Source organism: Herminiimonas fonticola (assembly GCF_003293745.1).
GTDB lineage: Bacteria > Pseudomonadota > Gammaproteobacteria > Burkholderiales > Burkholderiaceae_D > Oxalicibacterium > Oxalicibacterium fonticola.
Genome location: NZ_PTLZ01000001.1, coordinates 177,470 through 191,055 on the forward strand (window position 1 = coordinate 177,470; position 13,586 = coordinate 191,055).

Genomic DNA, 13,586 nt, shown 5'->3' on the forward strand with positions numbered 1-13,586 from the left:
TTCACTTTCTACGGGGGGCCGTTACGGCAAAAATCACTTGTATACAGTTATGATGTTTCCATCGGGAATGATCGCCGCCAGGCAATCTTTCGATCACCACATTCATGGATGGAAGTAAGCGATGAACAGCGTTAAGCGTTATCTAGCAAGGCTTGGTGTCGGAGTTAAATTAGCCGCCATCTCTTTTGTATTGATTGCCATCGTCTTTGGCATTTTTGTATGGGCCACCGGGCAGGCAACTTCCAACATGCTGGAACAGCGTGCTGCAGAAGAAGTCACCGCGAAAAGCAAACTTGTAGTCGGCATGAGTAACGATGTCGCATTAATCAAGAGCAAACTGCTGTCACTCAAAGTCGGCACCACCGGCGGCTATTACGTACTTGATGCGAATGCTGGCGCAAATTACGGCAAGTTGATCATCGCTGCGCAAAAAGAAGGCCAGAACGTCCTTGCAGACAAGGCAACTGACGGCCGCGAATACATCAAGGAAATCCTCAGCAAAAAAGACGGCGTGATTCACTATCGCTCAGATGCCGGCGCGCCAGAACGCGTAGCCGCATTCACTTACGTGCAGGATAAGAACTGGGTAATCGTCGGCGACACTTACGCCAACGAATTCACACGCGAAGCCACCGCCTTGCGCAATATGTCCGGCGCAGCCGCGCTCCTTGCCTTGCTGATTTTGGCTGCGCTGTTGTACACCGTCATACGCAAAACCGTTACCGGCCCGCTCGGCCAGGCAACAAAAGTGGCACGGCAACTTGCCAGCGGCGATCTGACTGCACGACTCGAAACAAAACGCGTGGATGAGATCGGCCATTTGCTGTCTGCCATCAACGGCATAGGCCAGGGTCTGGCCAATGTCGTGTGGAATATCCGTCACGGCACAGAAACCTTATCGACCGCCACATCCGAGATCGCCGCCGGCAATCTGGATCTGTCATCGCGCACCGAACAACAAGCCAGTTCACTGGAAGAAACTGCTTCCGCGATGGAAGAGATGACTTCTACCGTCAAGGAAAATGCCGCCAATGCAATCCAGGCAAATGAATTGGCCAGAACCGCTACACAAGTCGCCATCAAAGGCGGCGGCGTAGTGGCAGAAGTCGTCAACACGATGGACTCGATCAATCAATCGTCGAAAAAAATTGTCGACATCATCAGCGTCATCGACAGCATTGCTTTCCAAACCAACATCCTTGCATTGAATGCTGCAGTAGAAGCAGCACGCGCCGGCGAACAGGGTCGCGGTTTTGCGGTCGTCGCAGGCGAAGTACGCAATCTCGCGCAACGCAGCTCGGCTGCTGCACGCGAGATCAAGGCGCTGATCGAAGACTCGGTCAACAAAGTACAAAGCGGCAGCAAGCTGGTGGCGCACGCAGGTACCACGATGGATGAAGTCGTTTCCAGCATCAAACGCGTCGACGACATCATGACCGAGATCAGTTCGGCCAGTCGCGAACAAAGCATAGGCATTGAGCAGGTCAATCAAGCCATTGCGCAAATGGATCAGGTCACGCAGCAAAATGCAGCGCTGGTAGAACAAGCTGCCGCTTCAGCCGAAGCGCTGCAAAGCCAAACCACTGAATTGATCAACGTCGTCAGTATCTTCACGATCAAGAGCGGCAGCCACGGCTCAACGACTGAAGCAAAAGAAATGGTGAGCAAAGCCATAGAAGCCATGCGTGAAATCGGCACGGAAAAAACCTTTGCAGAAATCAACAACAAGCTCGGCCAATTCTGCGACCGCGATTTGTACGTCGTCGTCTATGACATGAACGGCCGCAATCTGGCACACGGTGCCAATCCGAGTAATGCCGGCAAGGACATGATCGACGCCAAAGATGGTGCCGGCAACCTGTACATTCGGGAACGCGTCGCCATCATCCAGAACACCGGTAAAGGCTGGCAAGACTATATGTTCCTCAACCCGATTTCGAAACAGGTAGAAGCAAAATCGATGTATCTGGATCGATATCAAAACCTGATTATCGGTTGTGGCGTCTACAAGGTATAAGCGCTATCAGAATGAACTCCGGCACGCGTCTGTGCTCGAACAGAATATGTCAGCGTGCTAAGATAAATTATTCTTTGAGGAGGTCATCATGGCTGGAAAGTTAACACCGCAAGAATTTCTGGATGAACTCAATCGCAACCTGAAAGATCATCCAGGCTACGAAGACTGGATGCAATTTGTACCGCCGCCTGAAGGCGTGGAGCCGGATACGGTAGAAGGATTTGAACGTGCCGGCCCGCAACCGCGACATTCACTGTACGACCTGGTCGCACTGAAAGTCGGCGAAGCGTTCGATATGTTTCCGAAATAAGTAACTCGATCCAAATCCACGATCGACGCTTTGCAGAAGTAATCCTGTAATCAAGCAATCCACATCTAGCGCGCCTGAAAATCGGCGCGCTTACTTCACCGGCAACATCACCAATTAACGCAACATCCCGCGCGCATAAAACCAGCCATCCTTGGGATGCGGTCGCGGCTCGCCTTCATCCATCAGGTAAGCTTGCGTCACTTCCAGCGGAAAAAATTCCATGTGTAGCCAAAAGTTAAGCGTCTTGCCGCCTATGCCGGACGACATCGTTTCACCGGAAATGGAATCCTGGTACCAGACGATCTGTATTTGATCCAATGGAATAGGTTTCATGGTGATTTCTTGCCTGTAATTAATGTGATTATTTTACGTGGCTTTGTAGCCAAATCTTCCGCCACATTTGGCAAATATGCCACCCATATATTGGGACGATATAGGTCATTCGCACGTTCCGATTATCCTGACCGCAAGCTCTGCGCACTTGGTGTAATCTTTCATAAAAACGGATCATACGAATCCGTTTACACAAAAGAAACAACCGTCGAACTGCAAGAGTTCAAACGGTTTATGGAGGGGACATGAAGAAGGTAGCTTGCGCCGTATTGGCGCTCTGTTTGGTCGCATGCAGCAAAAGCAACGACGTCAAGACCTCATCATCTGAGGTGATGGAATTGCCTGCCAAAGCAGTCAGCATCACCAAGGAAGTTGAATTCACATTTAATGCTGAACAATTTGTTGATGCATTCAATGCGGCTGCCAAATCATCCGGGCAATCATTTCGCATCGGCAAATTCGACGTCAAGCACGGTGCGGTGCATGACTATTTTAAACAGAATTTTGCGGATAAAACTTCACTCACTGTCAGCGTATCGAAAGAGACCGGACGCATCATCAGTGTCACAGCTGTCGTCGCCGGTAATCCGGATGCGATAGACCGTGGCACTGTTCTAGCAATCTCGGAAGTCATCGCCGAAGCGACCAATCCCAAGCTGAGTCAAAAGAAAGCATCAGCATTGGCAAGCGACATGATGCAAGAATCCGGCAGCAATCACGAAGCAGGAAGATTCCCGCAGCGCTTTGTCAATAATGTGCGCTACGTGCTGCGCAGCGATAGCGGCATCGGTTATTGGTGGATGGCGAATCCGGTTTGACGTAACTCCGCAAGGCAGCTCTAGTACAAGTCACTCCCTTTATTAAAGGAACGACTTGCATGCAGCACTTATCGTACTTCGCAGTCGACAGTATTCGATTTATTCGGGCCTGTATTGGAAGCTGGACCTGTGGACTGACTGAATGCGGGCGGCGGCGTGAACGGTATCCCAGGATTCGCCGGCAAAAGGACAGGGGGCTGTTTGAAGTTTGGGGTATAGCCGAACTGCCCGGCGGAAAAATTCGAGGTACCAGCTGGATTAGTGACATGAATCAAACCATCGAGCACCTGCACATACAAACCAGGTGCCCGGGCGGCAGTCGGTGAAGGGAGCGTAAGTTGCGCCAGCATCAAGGGCTGAATAGCTGAGGGCATAGACATATCGCTGCGCGTAGCTTGCATGGAAAGATCCAACGCCGCTGTACTTGCCAGCAGATAAGCCTGGCGCGCAGCCGCGACCGCTTCCTCATTCGGCTTGATATATTGCACGACCACATTCGCCGCCTGCATGCTGATGTTTGCGGCTGGCGTCACCAATTGCACACTGTCCTTGCTGCGCTTGCCGAGCAAGCCCGTATTTGACCGCACGCCGCCCTGAATCAAGGTAAACGCAATACTATCGGCAGCCGGCTTGCCTGCTTCATACGAAAACTTATCGATAGTAAGCACTGTATCTGGCTGCAGAATCAACACGCTGTCATCGCTGAACTTGATTTGCGCATAAGCCCTGCCTTGCGTCGATAGCGTATCGCCCGGCTCAACCACTGATTTCATACCGAGCACGCGTACGCTTCCGTTCGCCTTCTTCGCCAACAGCGGACCGCTCAGATGCGTCACCGTACCGATTGCAGGTGCTGCTTGAACCACTGTTGCCGCGCACAAGGCTGCCAGCAACAGCAGCGATTTAATTGCAGTACATTTTTTTGGTTGGTTCATTTTTTGTTCCACTCTTGTCATTTGACGCGACTTCTTTGGTGTCGGATTTATCGGCTGGTTTGTCAGCTGTCTTGTCGCTTTTCGTATCATCGGGGGTAGTCGACGTTGCACTTGATCCACCCGATGTACCACCACTCGATGTAGTGGTAGTTTTCTTTGTATCTAGAAATGCCACTTGGTCGAAATCAGTTTTTGGTGCCGCTGTGGTGACAGTCTTGATCACCTCATTACTTGCTTGTTGAACTGGTTTATTCGGCTCACTTGCAGTTGGTGGTGACAAGACCTGACACAAGGCCGAGTTGGGGGCAATGGTACAAATATCGGCAGATGGCGGTGCCGAGATGGAATCTCTTTTGGTAACGCTGCCACCATTTGCGTTAACAGAACCACCCGAATTAATAATTATTCGTCCACTGCGGCTCGCAGTGCCCGCACTGTTATCATTTGCTGACAAAACAATGGCTCCACCATTTGTAGCAATCGAGGTATTCACAACAATGTTATTGCCGGCCTGCGCCGTTAATCCAACACCGGCAGCTGCGATATTGACCGAACTGTAAAAAGTAATATCGTTCGTTGCCTGCAATGTTATGTTCGCGGTTGCACTTGATATTGCTGAAGACAGAATGTTGGATTCTGTAGGGCCGGAATCATCAGCAAAAGCGACAAAACCTGAGCCAGGAAGTGGGATGACATTCATGCCATCCGAGGCGACAACAATATTCAGAGGATCAAGCAACCACTGACCATTTTTCCCATTTGCGGCACCGGCATTCACACGTATACCTGCCACGTCCAGATAGTGCCCCGAGGTCTCAACAAACCCACCGTTACCGGACAACGCGCCACCGAGCGCAAATATAGAACCGTAAACCTGTGCGGTCTTATTGCCCCAGACGATAACTTTGCCGCCGTCACCACTGGCAATCGCATCCGCCTTGATAACCGCATCCTTATCGACAAAAGTTTGTTCCGCATTCATCACCGCAGAATTTTTACCCTGGTAATCACCGCCTATCAGTGCGGTACCGCCGCCGCTCTGTCCACTGACATCGACCAAGGCATTGCCCATCAGACCAACCTGCTCACCAAGCACCTGTACTTCGCCGCCACTGCCAGCACCCGTCGCGGTCGTCACACTGCCTGCTTCCAGCAATGTGGTGCGCGTAGACTTCAAGATTATCTTGCCGTTCTCGCCGACCACTGCGCTGTTGGCATTGAGCGTACCGCGTTGATTAACCACCGCGCCGTAGATACCGATCTTGCCGCCTTGCGCGATGACTTGACCGATATTGATGGCGCTATTGGTCGGCGCCGACAGCACTACATGCATCGCAGGATTGGATGAGTCCGCCAATTGCACGCTATGTCCCGCCGCCAATACAACTTCACCTTGCGGCGAAGTGATGATGCCGCTGTTGGTGACATCAGGTGCGATCAGAAAAACCTTGCCGCCCGATGGCGTCGTAATCTCACCTTCGTTGACCACGCTGCCTGCGGTGACACCGGAAAAGAATTTGTTTTTACCAGCGAGGAAATCTGCATTCGCGATATCCAGCGTTGACGCAATCAAACCATTCACGTTCACTTGTGCGCCCGCACCGAACACAATGCCATTCGGATTGATCAGGTAGACGCGGCCATTCGACTGCAGCGCACCCATGATGCGACTTGGGTCCTGCCCTGTGATGCGATTGAGCACGCTGCTGTTGCTGCTTTGTTGCAGGAAGCGCACAACCTCGCCCTGCGAGATCGAAAAGCTGCCCCAATTGATAATCGCGTTCGGACTGTTGGTAATCGAGAAGACATTACCGTCTTGAGAAAACGTCACCTGCCCATTCACTACAGTTGGATTTATCGGTGCCGCATAAGCAGCACTTGTTGCGCCCAGACAAGCGGCTAGCAATAAAGGCAAAATTTTAGGCTGCATGGATTTGATCCGTAGTGCTGGGGTCGTCGCTAGTTTACGAGTCATATTCGTTGGAGTGATTTTCATGATGTCCTCAGAAAGACAAGCTGAGACGGGCATGCAAACGGTCATCGCCTTTTTGCGTAGCCGTCGCTTCCGCATGCAGCACATGACCGTAATCCATCTGGAAGTTGACGTTGTTACGCAGTTGCAGGCGCACACCTACACCGATGCTGCTGATAGCAATACTCTTGAACTCACCCGGCAAAGCATGATTGCGTGTCAGATAAGCCGTGTCGTAAAACGCCAGCACGCGGCATTGCCAATCCGTATTGCGGCATAAAGGCGATGAATACACTTCAAAGTTAGCCGTCATACCGGAATCATTCGACACTTCACGCTCGTCAAAGCCGCGCACTGAACTCGCACCGCCGGCACCGAACTGCTCACCCGGAATCAGCGCATCCTTCGTATATTGACCATTGACGATAGCGCGTGCCAGCCACTCTTGCGGTAAAGCCTGTGTTGCACTTGCAGCAAAACGCAACGCCGTGTAATCGGCATCAGCCTCAAAGCGCATCGCGTCAAAATCCGGCTGACGTCCGCGTGAACCGCCGGAAATGTTATGCAGCAATGTCACGCCAAAATTCGCATCGCCATTCGGCAATGCCCAACTTCCAAAATAACCAGCACTGAGCGGATGCACGGTCACGTCATTGCCCAGCTCGACGCCCAAGGTTTGCATACTATTCTTGAATTCCTTGTAGTCCAAACCATAGACCACTTTCGATTCGTAGTTGCCGACTGTCGCCAGATTCTGGTTATAACGTGCGCCGTACATCGAACCTTTACCGCTCACCGCAATATCAAGAATCCCTGCCGTAACCGTACCCGCGTTCACGTCCGAATGACTCGCGAAAAAATCCAGCGAATCGCCTAGCGCATACAAAGGCACGTGATACCCAATGCCATACACGCTCACGCTACTCGGTTCTTCCAGTGTCGTCGTGTACTGCAGACTCAACACGTGATCAAGTCCGAACAGATTTGCATTCTGCAGCACGACACCGGCATGCGTCCTGCCAGTCGCGACAGTGCCGGTATTGTCGAGATTGACGGTAGTGCTCCAGATCGATTCGTCGACGACCGCCAGCGTTGCATCAACCTCGCCATCCACTGCACCGGACTTCATTTTCATGACAGTCTTTTTAACGGGATTTTCATTCGCCAGTTTCAGGCTTTTCGAAATCTTCTTCAGATCGGGAATTTCCCCCTCGCGCAAACCCGGCAAACTGTTGCGGATATTCGCGTCGGTGAAATTCTGATTGCCTTCAACAACCACATTGCCGATTTTGGTTTGCACCACATTCAAAATCACCACGCCCTGATTCAATTCTTGTTCAGGCAAATCGATGCGCACCAGTTCATAGCCGCGCGCTTGATACGCAGCTTCCAGCGCCTCCAGCGCACCCATCACATCGGCAAAATCGCGTTGCTTGCCAACGAAAGGGGCGACGGTGTTATCGACGGTTTGTGCCGACAGCAAAGTATTGCCGCGTACGTCAAAACGGTTGATATCGAAATGAGGGGAAGTATTGTCCGCATCAGCTGCGATGGAGATGGAGCCGACGGCCGTCAACAATGCGCCGACCAGCATAGGTATTAAACGGTGTTTCATTCTTGCGCCCTGGGTGCGTAATTATTATGTTTTTGAATGGCCGCACCCTTGAGCAACAAACTGGGGATGGCACAAGCGCAAGTGTACCGATTTTGCATTTCGGCAAGGGAATTTTCAAAGATAAAAGAGGGGAATGCGGCAGGAACGCCACAGTAGTTCGACAAGCATTCAATTCGCCGAAACGGCGCACCGATCAAGTGCATCCGAGCTCATCGTTTAGTCATTTAATACGAAGACAGGGCGCCAGCCCTCATGACGTATTGATGACACCAAGTGTCAGCCAAGTAACTGCTAACGTTTGCCTGATCGATTCTTCAGTTTTTAGAAAAGTCGCAATGCGACTATGTCTGCAGCACGCATAAAACTGGGCTCTGTTAGCGACTGTCGTGTTGCACACCCACATCAATCACGCCATACATTTCCACGCCTGAACTGCTGTTGGGTGTGCGTGCATAACCACCGCAACCACCAAGAATTGAAGAGACCAGCAATAACAAGGTCAGGCGGCTGGCGAAATATTTTGCAGATCGTTTCATTGCCTTGCTTTCAGATTACATAAAACTCTTGCAACAAAATTGTGCTCTGCTGCAGATGTTAACTATCAATCGCTAACCAACTTCAATCGCATCCACACGATCGGGATAAAACGCGACATATTCCTTGATCGCTGCAACTGCAGGATAAGGCATCTCATACGTCCACACTGCATGCGCTGAACGCTCGCCACCTGCAGGTATGCCGTAATAGGAGCAATCGCCTTTGAACGGGCAATACGTCACATGATTGCTACGTTCCAGCAGCAACATGTCTACGTCCCTGCGCGGGATGTATTGCACCGCTGGGTACGACGCCTCTTGCAAGGTCAGTGCTGCCGTCGTATCGGCGACGATGCGGCCCGCTACTGTGACTTTGACGCGTGCGGGATTAGGTGTAATCGTGATCGGATGATCGGGGCCGGGGATTCTGACTAGCTTGTCTTCCATGATTTCTATTCCTTCTTTCGTTGGCGTGAAATATTGGTTTCATCAAGTGACGCAAGATGAAACCAAAACGGAAAAGCCTCTGAAGAAACAGCTTAACGCTTATTGTCATTCAGAGTTTGAAGCGATTTTTTTTGTTGTCGCTCCGCAAGCTCTGCAATTCGTCACCCGAAAATTCAACGCCCACCGAAAACCGTATCGCCAAATATCTTGTTCTGACCATGCGGTGCCGAGCGCCAGTATTGCGGTGGCGCTTCTATCGTTGCGCCAAGCGCAACCGCTGCATGCCAAGGCCAGCGCGGGTCATACAAAATGCCGCGGGCCAATGCGATGAAGTCGGCCTTGCCGCTAGCGATGATTTCTTCCGCGTGTTGCGGCTCGGTGATCAGGCCGACTGCCATCGTGTTCACACCAGTCGCTTCTTTCACACCTTGTGCAAAGGCCACTTGATAACCCGGCCCAATAGTAATTTTCTGCAAAGGTGAAATGCCACCCGACGACACATCGATCCAATCGACATCGCGCTTCTTCAACTCAGCGGCAAAGGCGATAGTCTGTTCCAGATTCCAGCCGTTCTCCATCCAGTCAGTTGCCGACACGCGAATACCAACCGGTTTATCTGCCGGAAAAACAGCACGCACCGCATCGAATACTTCCAGCGGAAAGCGCATGCGATTTTCCAGCGAGCCGCCGTATTCATCGGTGCGTTGATTGGCAATCGGCGATAGAAACTGATGCAGCAAGTAACCATGCGCGGCATGTACTTCAAGTCCATCGATACCCAGGCGTGCGGCGCGCTTGGCCGCCAACACAAACGCATCACGCACGCGACGCAAACCTGCTGCATCCAGCGCCAGCGGTTCGACATCGCCTTCCTTCTGCGGCACAGCCGACGGCGCATACGATATCCAGCCACCTTCCTCGACCGGCAACTGTTGCCCGCCTTCCCACGGCGACTTGCTCGATGCCTTACGTCCCGCGTGCCCAAGCTGCATGACCACGGCGATCCTGGAATGCTTGCGGATCGCAGCAAGGATAGGTACCAGCGCCGCCTCGGTAGCGTCATTCCACAAACCCAGATCCGTCGGCGTGATACGTCCCTCCGGCTCAACAGCCGTCGCCTCGATCATCAACATGCCGGCACCCGACAAGGCAAGATGGCCGAGATGAATCATGTGCCATGCAGTTGCCGCACCGTTATCGGCGGAGTACTGACACATGGGGGAAACGACGATGCGGTTGGGGAGGGTAAGGCCGCGGAGGGAGTAGGGTGAAAACAGTTGGCTCATGATTGATCCGATTGATGGATGAGCGAATCAGAGTAGCAGACCCACGAACTTGCTGCAGATGCTGCGTGAATCTACGCAAGCGCATTCAACCTGCCATACGGATTTATCGCAGGGATCGTTCTACGTCTCTCACATCCCACAATATCTTCGCTATGTTCGTCAGCGTACCGTACTGCCGTATCAAGCAAGCTATACTCGGCGCGCGGAAAGGCTCTTATATCAATCACCTCATCGTATTGATACAAGCACACGCCCGTCAGACTGAAGGCTATCCACATAAGCGCCGCTTATCTGGATTACATATGGCTGGTGTCTCAACACCGGCTTGCCCGATCGGTCATCTTGAGGGAATAAAAATGAAAACAAGCAAGATCATCAGCGGACTGCTGGCAGGACTCGCATTAATGGCAGCCGCCTCCGGCATGGCAGCCAATGTCGATGTCAACATCGGCCTTCCCGGCGTCTATGTTGAGCCACGCCCCGTATATGTCCAACCTCAATACGAAAACGACTGGCGTGAACGCCGCGTGCGGGCAAATCAATGGCGCGCTGAAGACCATCACGATCATGACTACGACAACCATAAGTCAAACAAAAAACATAAGAAGAACAAGCATTACCACAAGCACCACTAATCATTCTCGCAGACTAAATGCTTGAGAAAAAGGGCGGTACTGCTTAATCATGATTAAGCAGTACCGCCACCTTTTAATCATAGGACTCTCGCAACTCATATTACTTTGCAGTTTATGGAAAGCTGCGCATTCTAACGATCCATAAATACATAACCAGACTCAGCAATTTCAATCCGCCGACTAAGACCTTCACATGATTTCATGTCAATAGAAGACTTTAATGTAGTGCAATCCTTCTTTGGAACAGTGCTTCCAAGACTCGTCACCGAAATCCGTGAATCAACAAGCGAAAATCTTTCCATTAAAAATTCTTTGATTCTCAAAGCTTGCCGCATTGACAATTCATTTTCATTTTTATCGGCCGACTTGCCACTATGAGTAATCAAGAGAATATTGCTGTCGGACGAAATGGCGTGTATCCATTGAAGATGTTTGTCCAACATATTCGCCCCGACGTCAGTCATTTTTTCCTTTGAGCTATCGAAAGTCAATTGCGTCAAAAATTCAGAGCACCGTTTATTTGCTGCTTGCACGCGACTAACCTTAAGCTCGGAATTAGTAACCTCATTCGTCACTTGCCGAACAAAAAGCACATCTGCCGTAACTGGCATGGAAGGAAACCTAACTAACCCATAAGTACCGAGTTTATGCCATAGGACATCAACGCCGTGAAGTACCGGAGTAGCGTCTAACTGCCTACAGGGATTAATTGCAAGTCCTACAGAACTAGCACTCTTTGAGAAATAGTCGAAATCATCTTGGCTCACCTTTGCAGAGACATTCTGTTCTCTCATCCCAATTACCAACAAAGAGCTATCTTGTAACGCGCCAAACGACAAAATCAACGGAGCCATGACAAATGCCGCCACGGCCAAGGCCCGCCGCAACGACCACGGCACCTTTCGCATCGCTTGCGCAACAATCCCTTCCTGTGGACGCCAAGGGCAATATATATCGGTAAATTTACCAAAGACAGAACAACTTAGTACGGCCCCAATGCCTAAGAAAGTCAAGATAAGACCCCTTCCACCGGAAGGCACAGTAAACGCGAGCCACAAGAAAATAAATAAAGTGAGTGCGCTTAATATCAATAGAATTTCGTAATCCTTCCTCCATTCGAACTCTCTTGTTCGTTTTGGCATCTCCTCTTCCGGAGAAGCTACTTTGTTTCTCGCTCTCCAATTGAAAAAACTCGTCACCATAAAATGTATACAACGTGCCAATGAAAACCCTGCCAATGTTGCTAAGAGAAGGCCAATAGATACCGTGAGAAAAAATCCAAAAGATGTAAGAGAAAATGAAAGAGCATCCGCTACAGAAAGCCCTCCCGGATTAAATTGGTAGCGAAAGAAATAAATATAAAGGAGGGCGCCTCCTAGTGATGTGGCAAGAATGTAAATAAAGGCTAGTATTAAAGCTGCTACTTCGATCTTTAATTTGAAAAATTCCCACTTAAATTTTGTGTCTCTCGCCCTTTGATCACTGCTTACCAAATGCTTGCTATCGTCTTGCATTCTGCATCCTTAAAAGAATTATTGGAACAACCACATTATGAACAGCTACTCGTAATGCCCAATGTTACGATGGCGGCAAATAAATCTAATCGATAGTATATAAATGCAACCAATCGTTTTCTGAAATGCATTAATTTCATATCGAGCTATGGCCAGAAAAAGAAAACAAAGCGGTATCGATCTGCTAGTACGCTCACCTTGGTGGATTAGCGCAGCCTTGGGAACTGTAGGCTTCATTGTTTTGCGTTGGGTTATTCCATCAATCTTTGCGGCGAATCCTTTTCTAGTGGCGCTAGGAACGTTGTCGAAATCACTTGCATGGTTGGTACCCTGTGGATTCGGCCTGATCGCCTTGATTTCATTTTTCTTAAACAAGCGTTCCGAGCCACCAGCTTTTACATCTCAAAAGCAGAAAAAACAAAAGCTTCCTAAAGAAGAGCCTAGCTTTAACATCAACGGCCCTGACGAATGGGCAAATAACACAAGCCCGGCCTCTCCGAACCCCGATGTTATTACTCCCGCTCACACACCGACATGGAGCATCGAGTCTTTGCGGTCGCTCGAATGGAAACGGTTTGAACTGCTCTGTGCGAAGTACTACGAAGCTGCAGGATTTAAAGCCGTGACAATCGCAGCCGGTGCGGATGGTGGTATCGACGTAAAATTATTCAAGACCGATCTGAATACGCCGATTGCAATCGTTCAGTGCAAGGCTTGGAGCAAAGCCGTCGGTGTAAAAGAGGTTCGCGAGTTGCTAGGTGTGATGGTGCATGAAAAAGTAGCGCGCGGTATTTTCATAACGAATGGAACATACACACCAGACGCACTTGCATTCGGCGCATCCAATCCGATACAGCTTTTGGATGGCAACGCATTTCTTCAGAAAATTCAAGTTCTGGATTCATCTGCACAAGAGGGGCTAAAAGCGTTTGCATTTGACGGTGATTACAAAACACCTACCTGCGCTTCTTGCGGGATCAAGATGATTAAGAAAAAGGCCTTTTGGGGTTGCTCAAATTTTCCTCGATGCCGTTCAAAAATATATTTCAAAAATGCTGCGACTTAGGACGATCTATTCATTCCTACAAGACTTAAATCATATCTAAATCCATCTAGAATCGCTCTGGTAGACTTGTCGCTGAAAACTAGCTATATAAGCAGGTCACAT

General features: G+C 50.3%; 13 protein-coding genes. 5 read left to right on the plus strand and 8 right to left on the minus strand.

Annotation, left to right across the window (positions count from 1 at the left end):
• Positions 1–121 precede the first annotated feature (121 nt).
• Positions 122–2,017 (plus strand): methyl-accepting chemotaxis protein, encoded by a 1,896-nt coding sequence (locus tag Hfont_RS00895; RefSeq protein ID WP_112990379.1) that lies wholly within the window; start codon positions 122–124, stop codon positions 2,015–2,017.
• An 88-nt stretch (positions 2,018–2,105) separates the two neighbouring features.
• Positions 2,106–2,327, plus strand: coding sequence for a hypothetical protein (locus tag Hfont_RS00900; protein WP_112990380.1), 222 nt, complete (start codon positions 2,106–2,108; stop codon positions 2,325–2,327).
• A 114-nt stretch (positions 2,328–2,441) separates the two neighbouring features.
• Here Hfont_RS00900 and Hfont_RS00905 read toward each other — a convergent pair whose 3' ends face one another.
• Positions 2,442–2,660: a hypothetical protein gene (locus Hfont_RS00905; protein WP_112990381.1), complete on the minus strand. Its 219-nt coding sequence runs from the start codon at positions 2,658–2,660 to the stop codon at positions 2,442–2,444.
• A 245-nt stretch (positions 2,661–2,905) separates the two neighbouring features.
• Between Hfont_RS00905 and Hfont_RS00910 the strand changes: the two genes are divergently transcribed.
• A complete protein-coding gene (locus Hfont_RS00910; protein ID WP_112990382.1) occupies positions 2,906–3,478 on the plus strand; it encodes a hypothetical protein in 573 nt (190 codons plus the stop codon).
• Positions 3,479–3,546: 68 nt separating this feature from the next.
• On the opposite strand, the gene Hfont_RS00915 is transcribed toward Hfont_RS00910, so the two are convergent.
• The 6 genes from Hfont_RS00915 to Hfont_RS00935 form a co-directional block, all read right to left on the minus strand.
• The gene (locus Hfont_RS00915; protein ID WP_112990383.1) at positions 3,547–4,413 is read right to left on the minus strand and encodes a FecR family protein; all 867 of its coding nucleotides are present in this window, start codon (positions 4,411–4,413) and stop codon (positions 3,547–3,549) included.
• Positions 4,382–6,343: a two-partner secretion domain-containing protein gene (locus Hfont_RS00920; protein ID WP_241522975.1), complete on the minus strand. Its 1,962-nt coding sequence runs from the start codon at positions 6,341–6,343 to the stop codon at positions 4,382–4,384. The genes Hfont_RS00915 and Hfont_RS00920 overlap by 32 nt, the downstream gene beginning before the upstream one ends.
• 73 nt (positions 6,344–6,416) lie before the next feature.
• Positions 6,417–8,000, minus strand: a complete 1,584-nt coding sequence (locus Hfont_RS00925; protein ID WP_112990384.1) for a ShlB/FhaC/HecB family hemolysin secretion/activation protein — start codon at positions 7,998–8,000, stop codon at positions 6,417–6,419.
• Between the two features lie 374 nt (positions 8,001–8,374).
• Positions 8,375–8,536 carry a hypothetical protein gene (locus tag Hfont_RS15020; RefSeq protein ID WP_162845850.1) on the minus strand — a complete coding sequence of 54 codons (162 nt, stop codon included), beginning with the start codon at positions 8,534–8,536 and terminating at the stop codon, positions 8,375–8,377.
• A 72-nt stretch (positions 8,537–8,608) separates the two neighbouring features.
• Positions 8,609–8,983 (minus strand): DUF427 domain-containing protein, encoded by a 375-nt coding sequence (locus tag Hfont_RS00930; protein ID WP_112990385.1) that lies wholly within the window; start codon positions 8,981–8,983, stop codon positions 8,609–8,611.
• Between the two features lie 173 nt (positions 8,984–9,156).
• Positions 9,157–10,269: an NADH:flavin oxidoreductase/NADH oxidase gene (locus Hfont_RS00935; RefSeq protein ID WP_112990386.1), complete on the minus strand. Its 1,113-nt coding sequence runs from the start codon at positions 10,267–10,269 to the stop codon at positions 9,157–9,159.
• Positions 10,270–10,334: 65 nt separating this feature from the next.
• Here Hfont_RS00935 and Hfont_RS15025 point away from each other — a divergent pair, with 65 nt between their 5' ends.
• Positions 10,335–10,904, plus strand: coding sequence for a hypothetical protein (locus tag Hfont_RS15025; protein ID WP_181666399.1), 570 nt, complete (start codon positions 10,335–10,337; stop codon positions 10,902–10,904).
• Between the two features lie 131 nt (positions 10,905–11,035).
• Here the strand turns inward: Hfont_RS15025 and Hfont_RS00950 are convergent, their stop codons facing one another.
• On the minus strand, positions 11,036–12,418 hold the full coding sequence (locus Hfont_RS00950) for an OmpA family protein (protein ID WP_112990389.1): 1,383 nt from the start codon (positions 12,416–12,418) through the stop codon (positions 11,036–11,038).
• A 148-nt stretch (positions 12,419–12,566) separates the two neighbouring features.
• On the opposite strand from Hfont_RS00950, the gene Hfont_RS00955 reads away from it, so the two are divergent.
• Positions 12,567–13,484 carry a restriction endonuclease gene (locus Hfont_RS00955; protein ID WP_112990390.1) on the plus strand — a complete coding sequence of 306 codons (918 nt, stop codon included), beginning with the start codon at positions 12,567–12,569 and terminating at the stop codon, positions 13,482–13,484.
• Positions 13,485–13,586 lie beyond the last annotated feature (102 nt).

Bases quoted from the DNA above. Each gene is read 5' to 3' on its own strand.
- Hfont_RS00895 (WP_112990379.1), top strand. From the start codon at position 122: ATGAACAGCGTTAAGCGTTATCTAGCAAGGCTTGGTGTCGGAGTTAAA.
- Hfont_RS00900 (WP_112990380.1), top strand. From the start codon at position 2,106: ATGGCTGGAAAGTTAACACCGCAAGAATTTCTGGATGAACTCAATCGC.
- Hfont_RS00905 (WP_112990381.1), bottom strand. From the start codon at position 2,660: ATGAAACCTATTCCATTGGATCAAATACAGATCGTCTGGTACCAGGAT.
- Hfont_RS00910 (WP_112990382.1), top strand. From the start codon at position 2,906: ATGAAGAAGGTAGCTTGCGCCGTATTGGCGCTCTGTTTGGTCGCATGC.
- Hfont_RS00915 (WP_112990383.1), bottom strand. From the start codon at position 4,413: ATGAACCAACCAAAAAAATGTACTGCAATTAAATCGCTGCTGTTGCTG.
- Hfont_RS00920 (WP_241522975.1), bottom strand. From the start codon at position 6,343: ATGCAGCCTAAAATTTTGCCTTTATTGCTAGCCGCTTGTCTGGGCGCA.
- Hfont_RS00925 (WP_112990384.1), bottom strand. From the start codon at position 8,000: ATGAAACACCGTTTAATACCTATGCTGGTCGGCGCATTGTTGACGGCC.
- Hfont_RS15020 (WP_162845850.1), bottom strand. From the start codon at position 8,536: ATGAAACGATCTGCAAAATATTTCGCCAGCCGCCTGACCTTGTTATTG.
- Hfont_RS00930 (WP_112990385.1), bottom strand. From the start codon at position 8,983: ATGGAAGACAAGCTAGTCAGAATCCCCGGCCCCGATCATCCGATCACG.
- Hfont_RS00935 (WP_112990386.1), bottom strand. From the start codon at position 10,269: ATGAGCCAACTGTTTTCACCCTACTCCCTCCGCGGCCTTACCCTCCCC.
- Hfont_RS00950 (WP_112990389.1), bottom strand. From the start codon at position 12,418: ATGCAAGACGATAGCAAGCATTTGGTAAGCAGTGATCAAAGGGCGAGA.
- Hfont_RS00955 (WP_112990390.1), top strand. From the start codon at position 12,567: ATGGCCAGAAAAAGAAAACAAAGCGGTATCGATCTGCTAGTACGCTCA.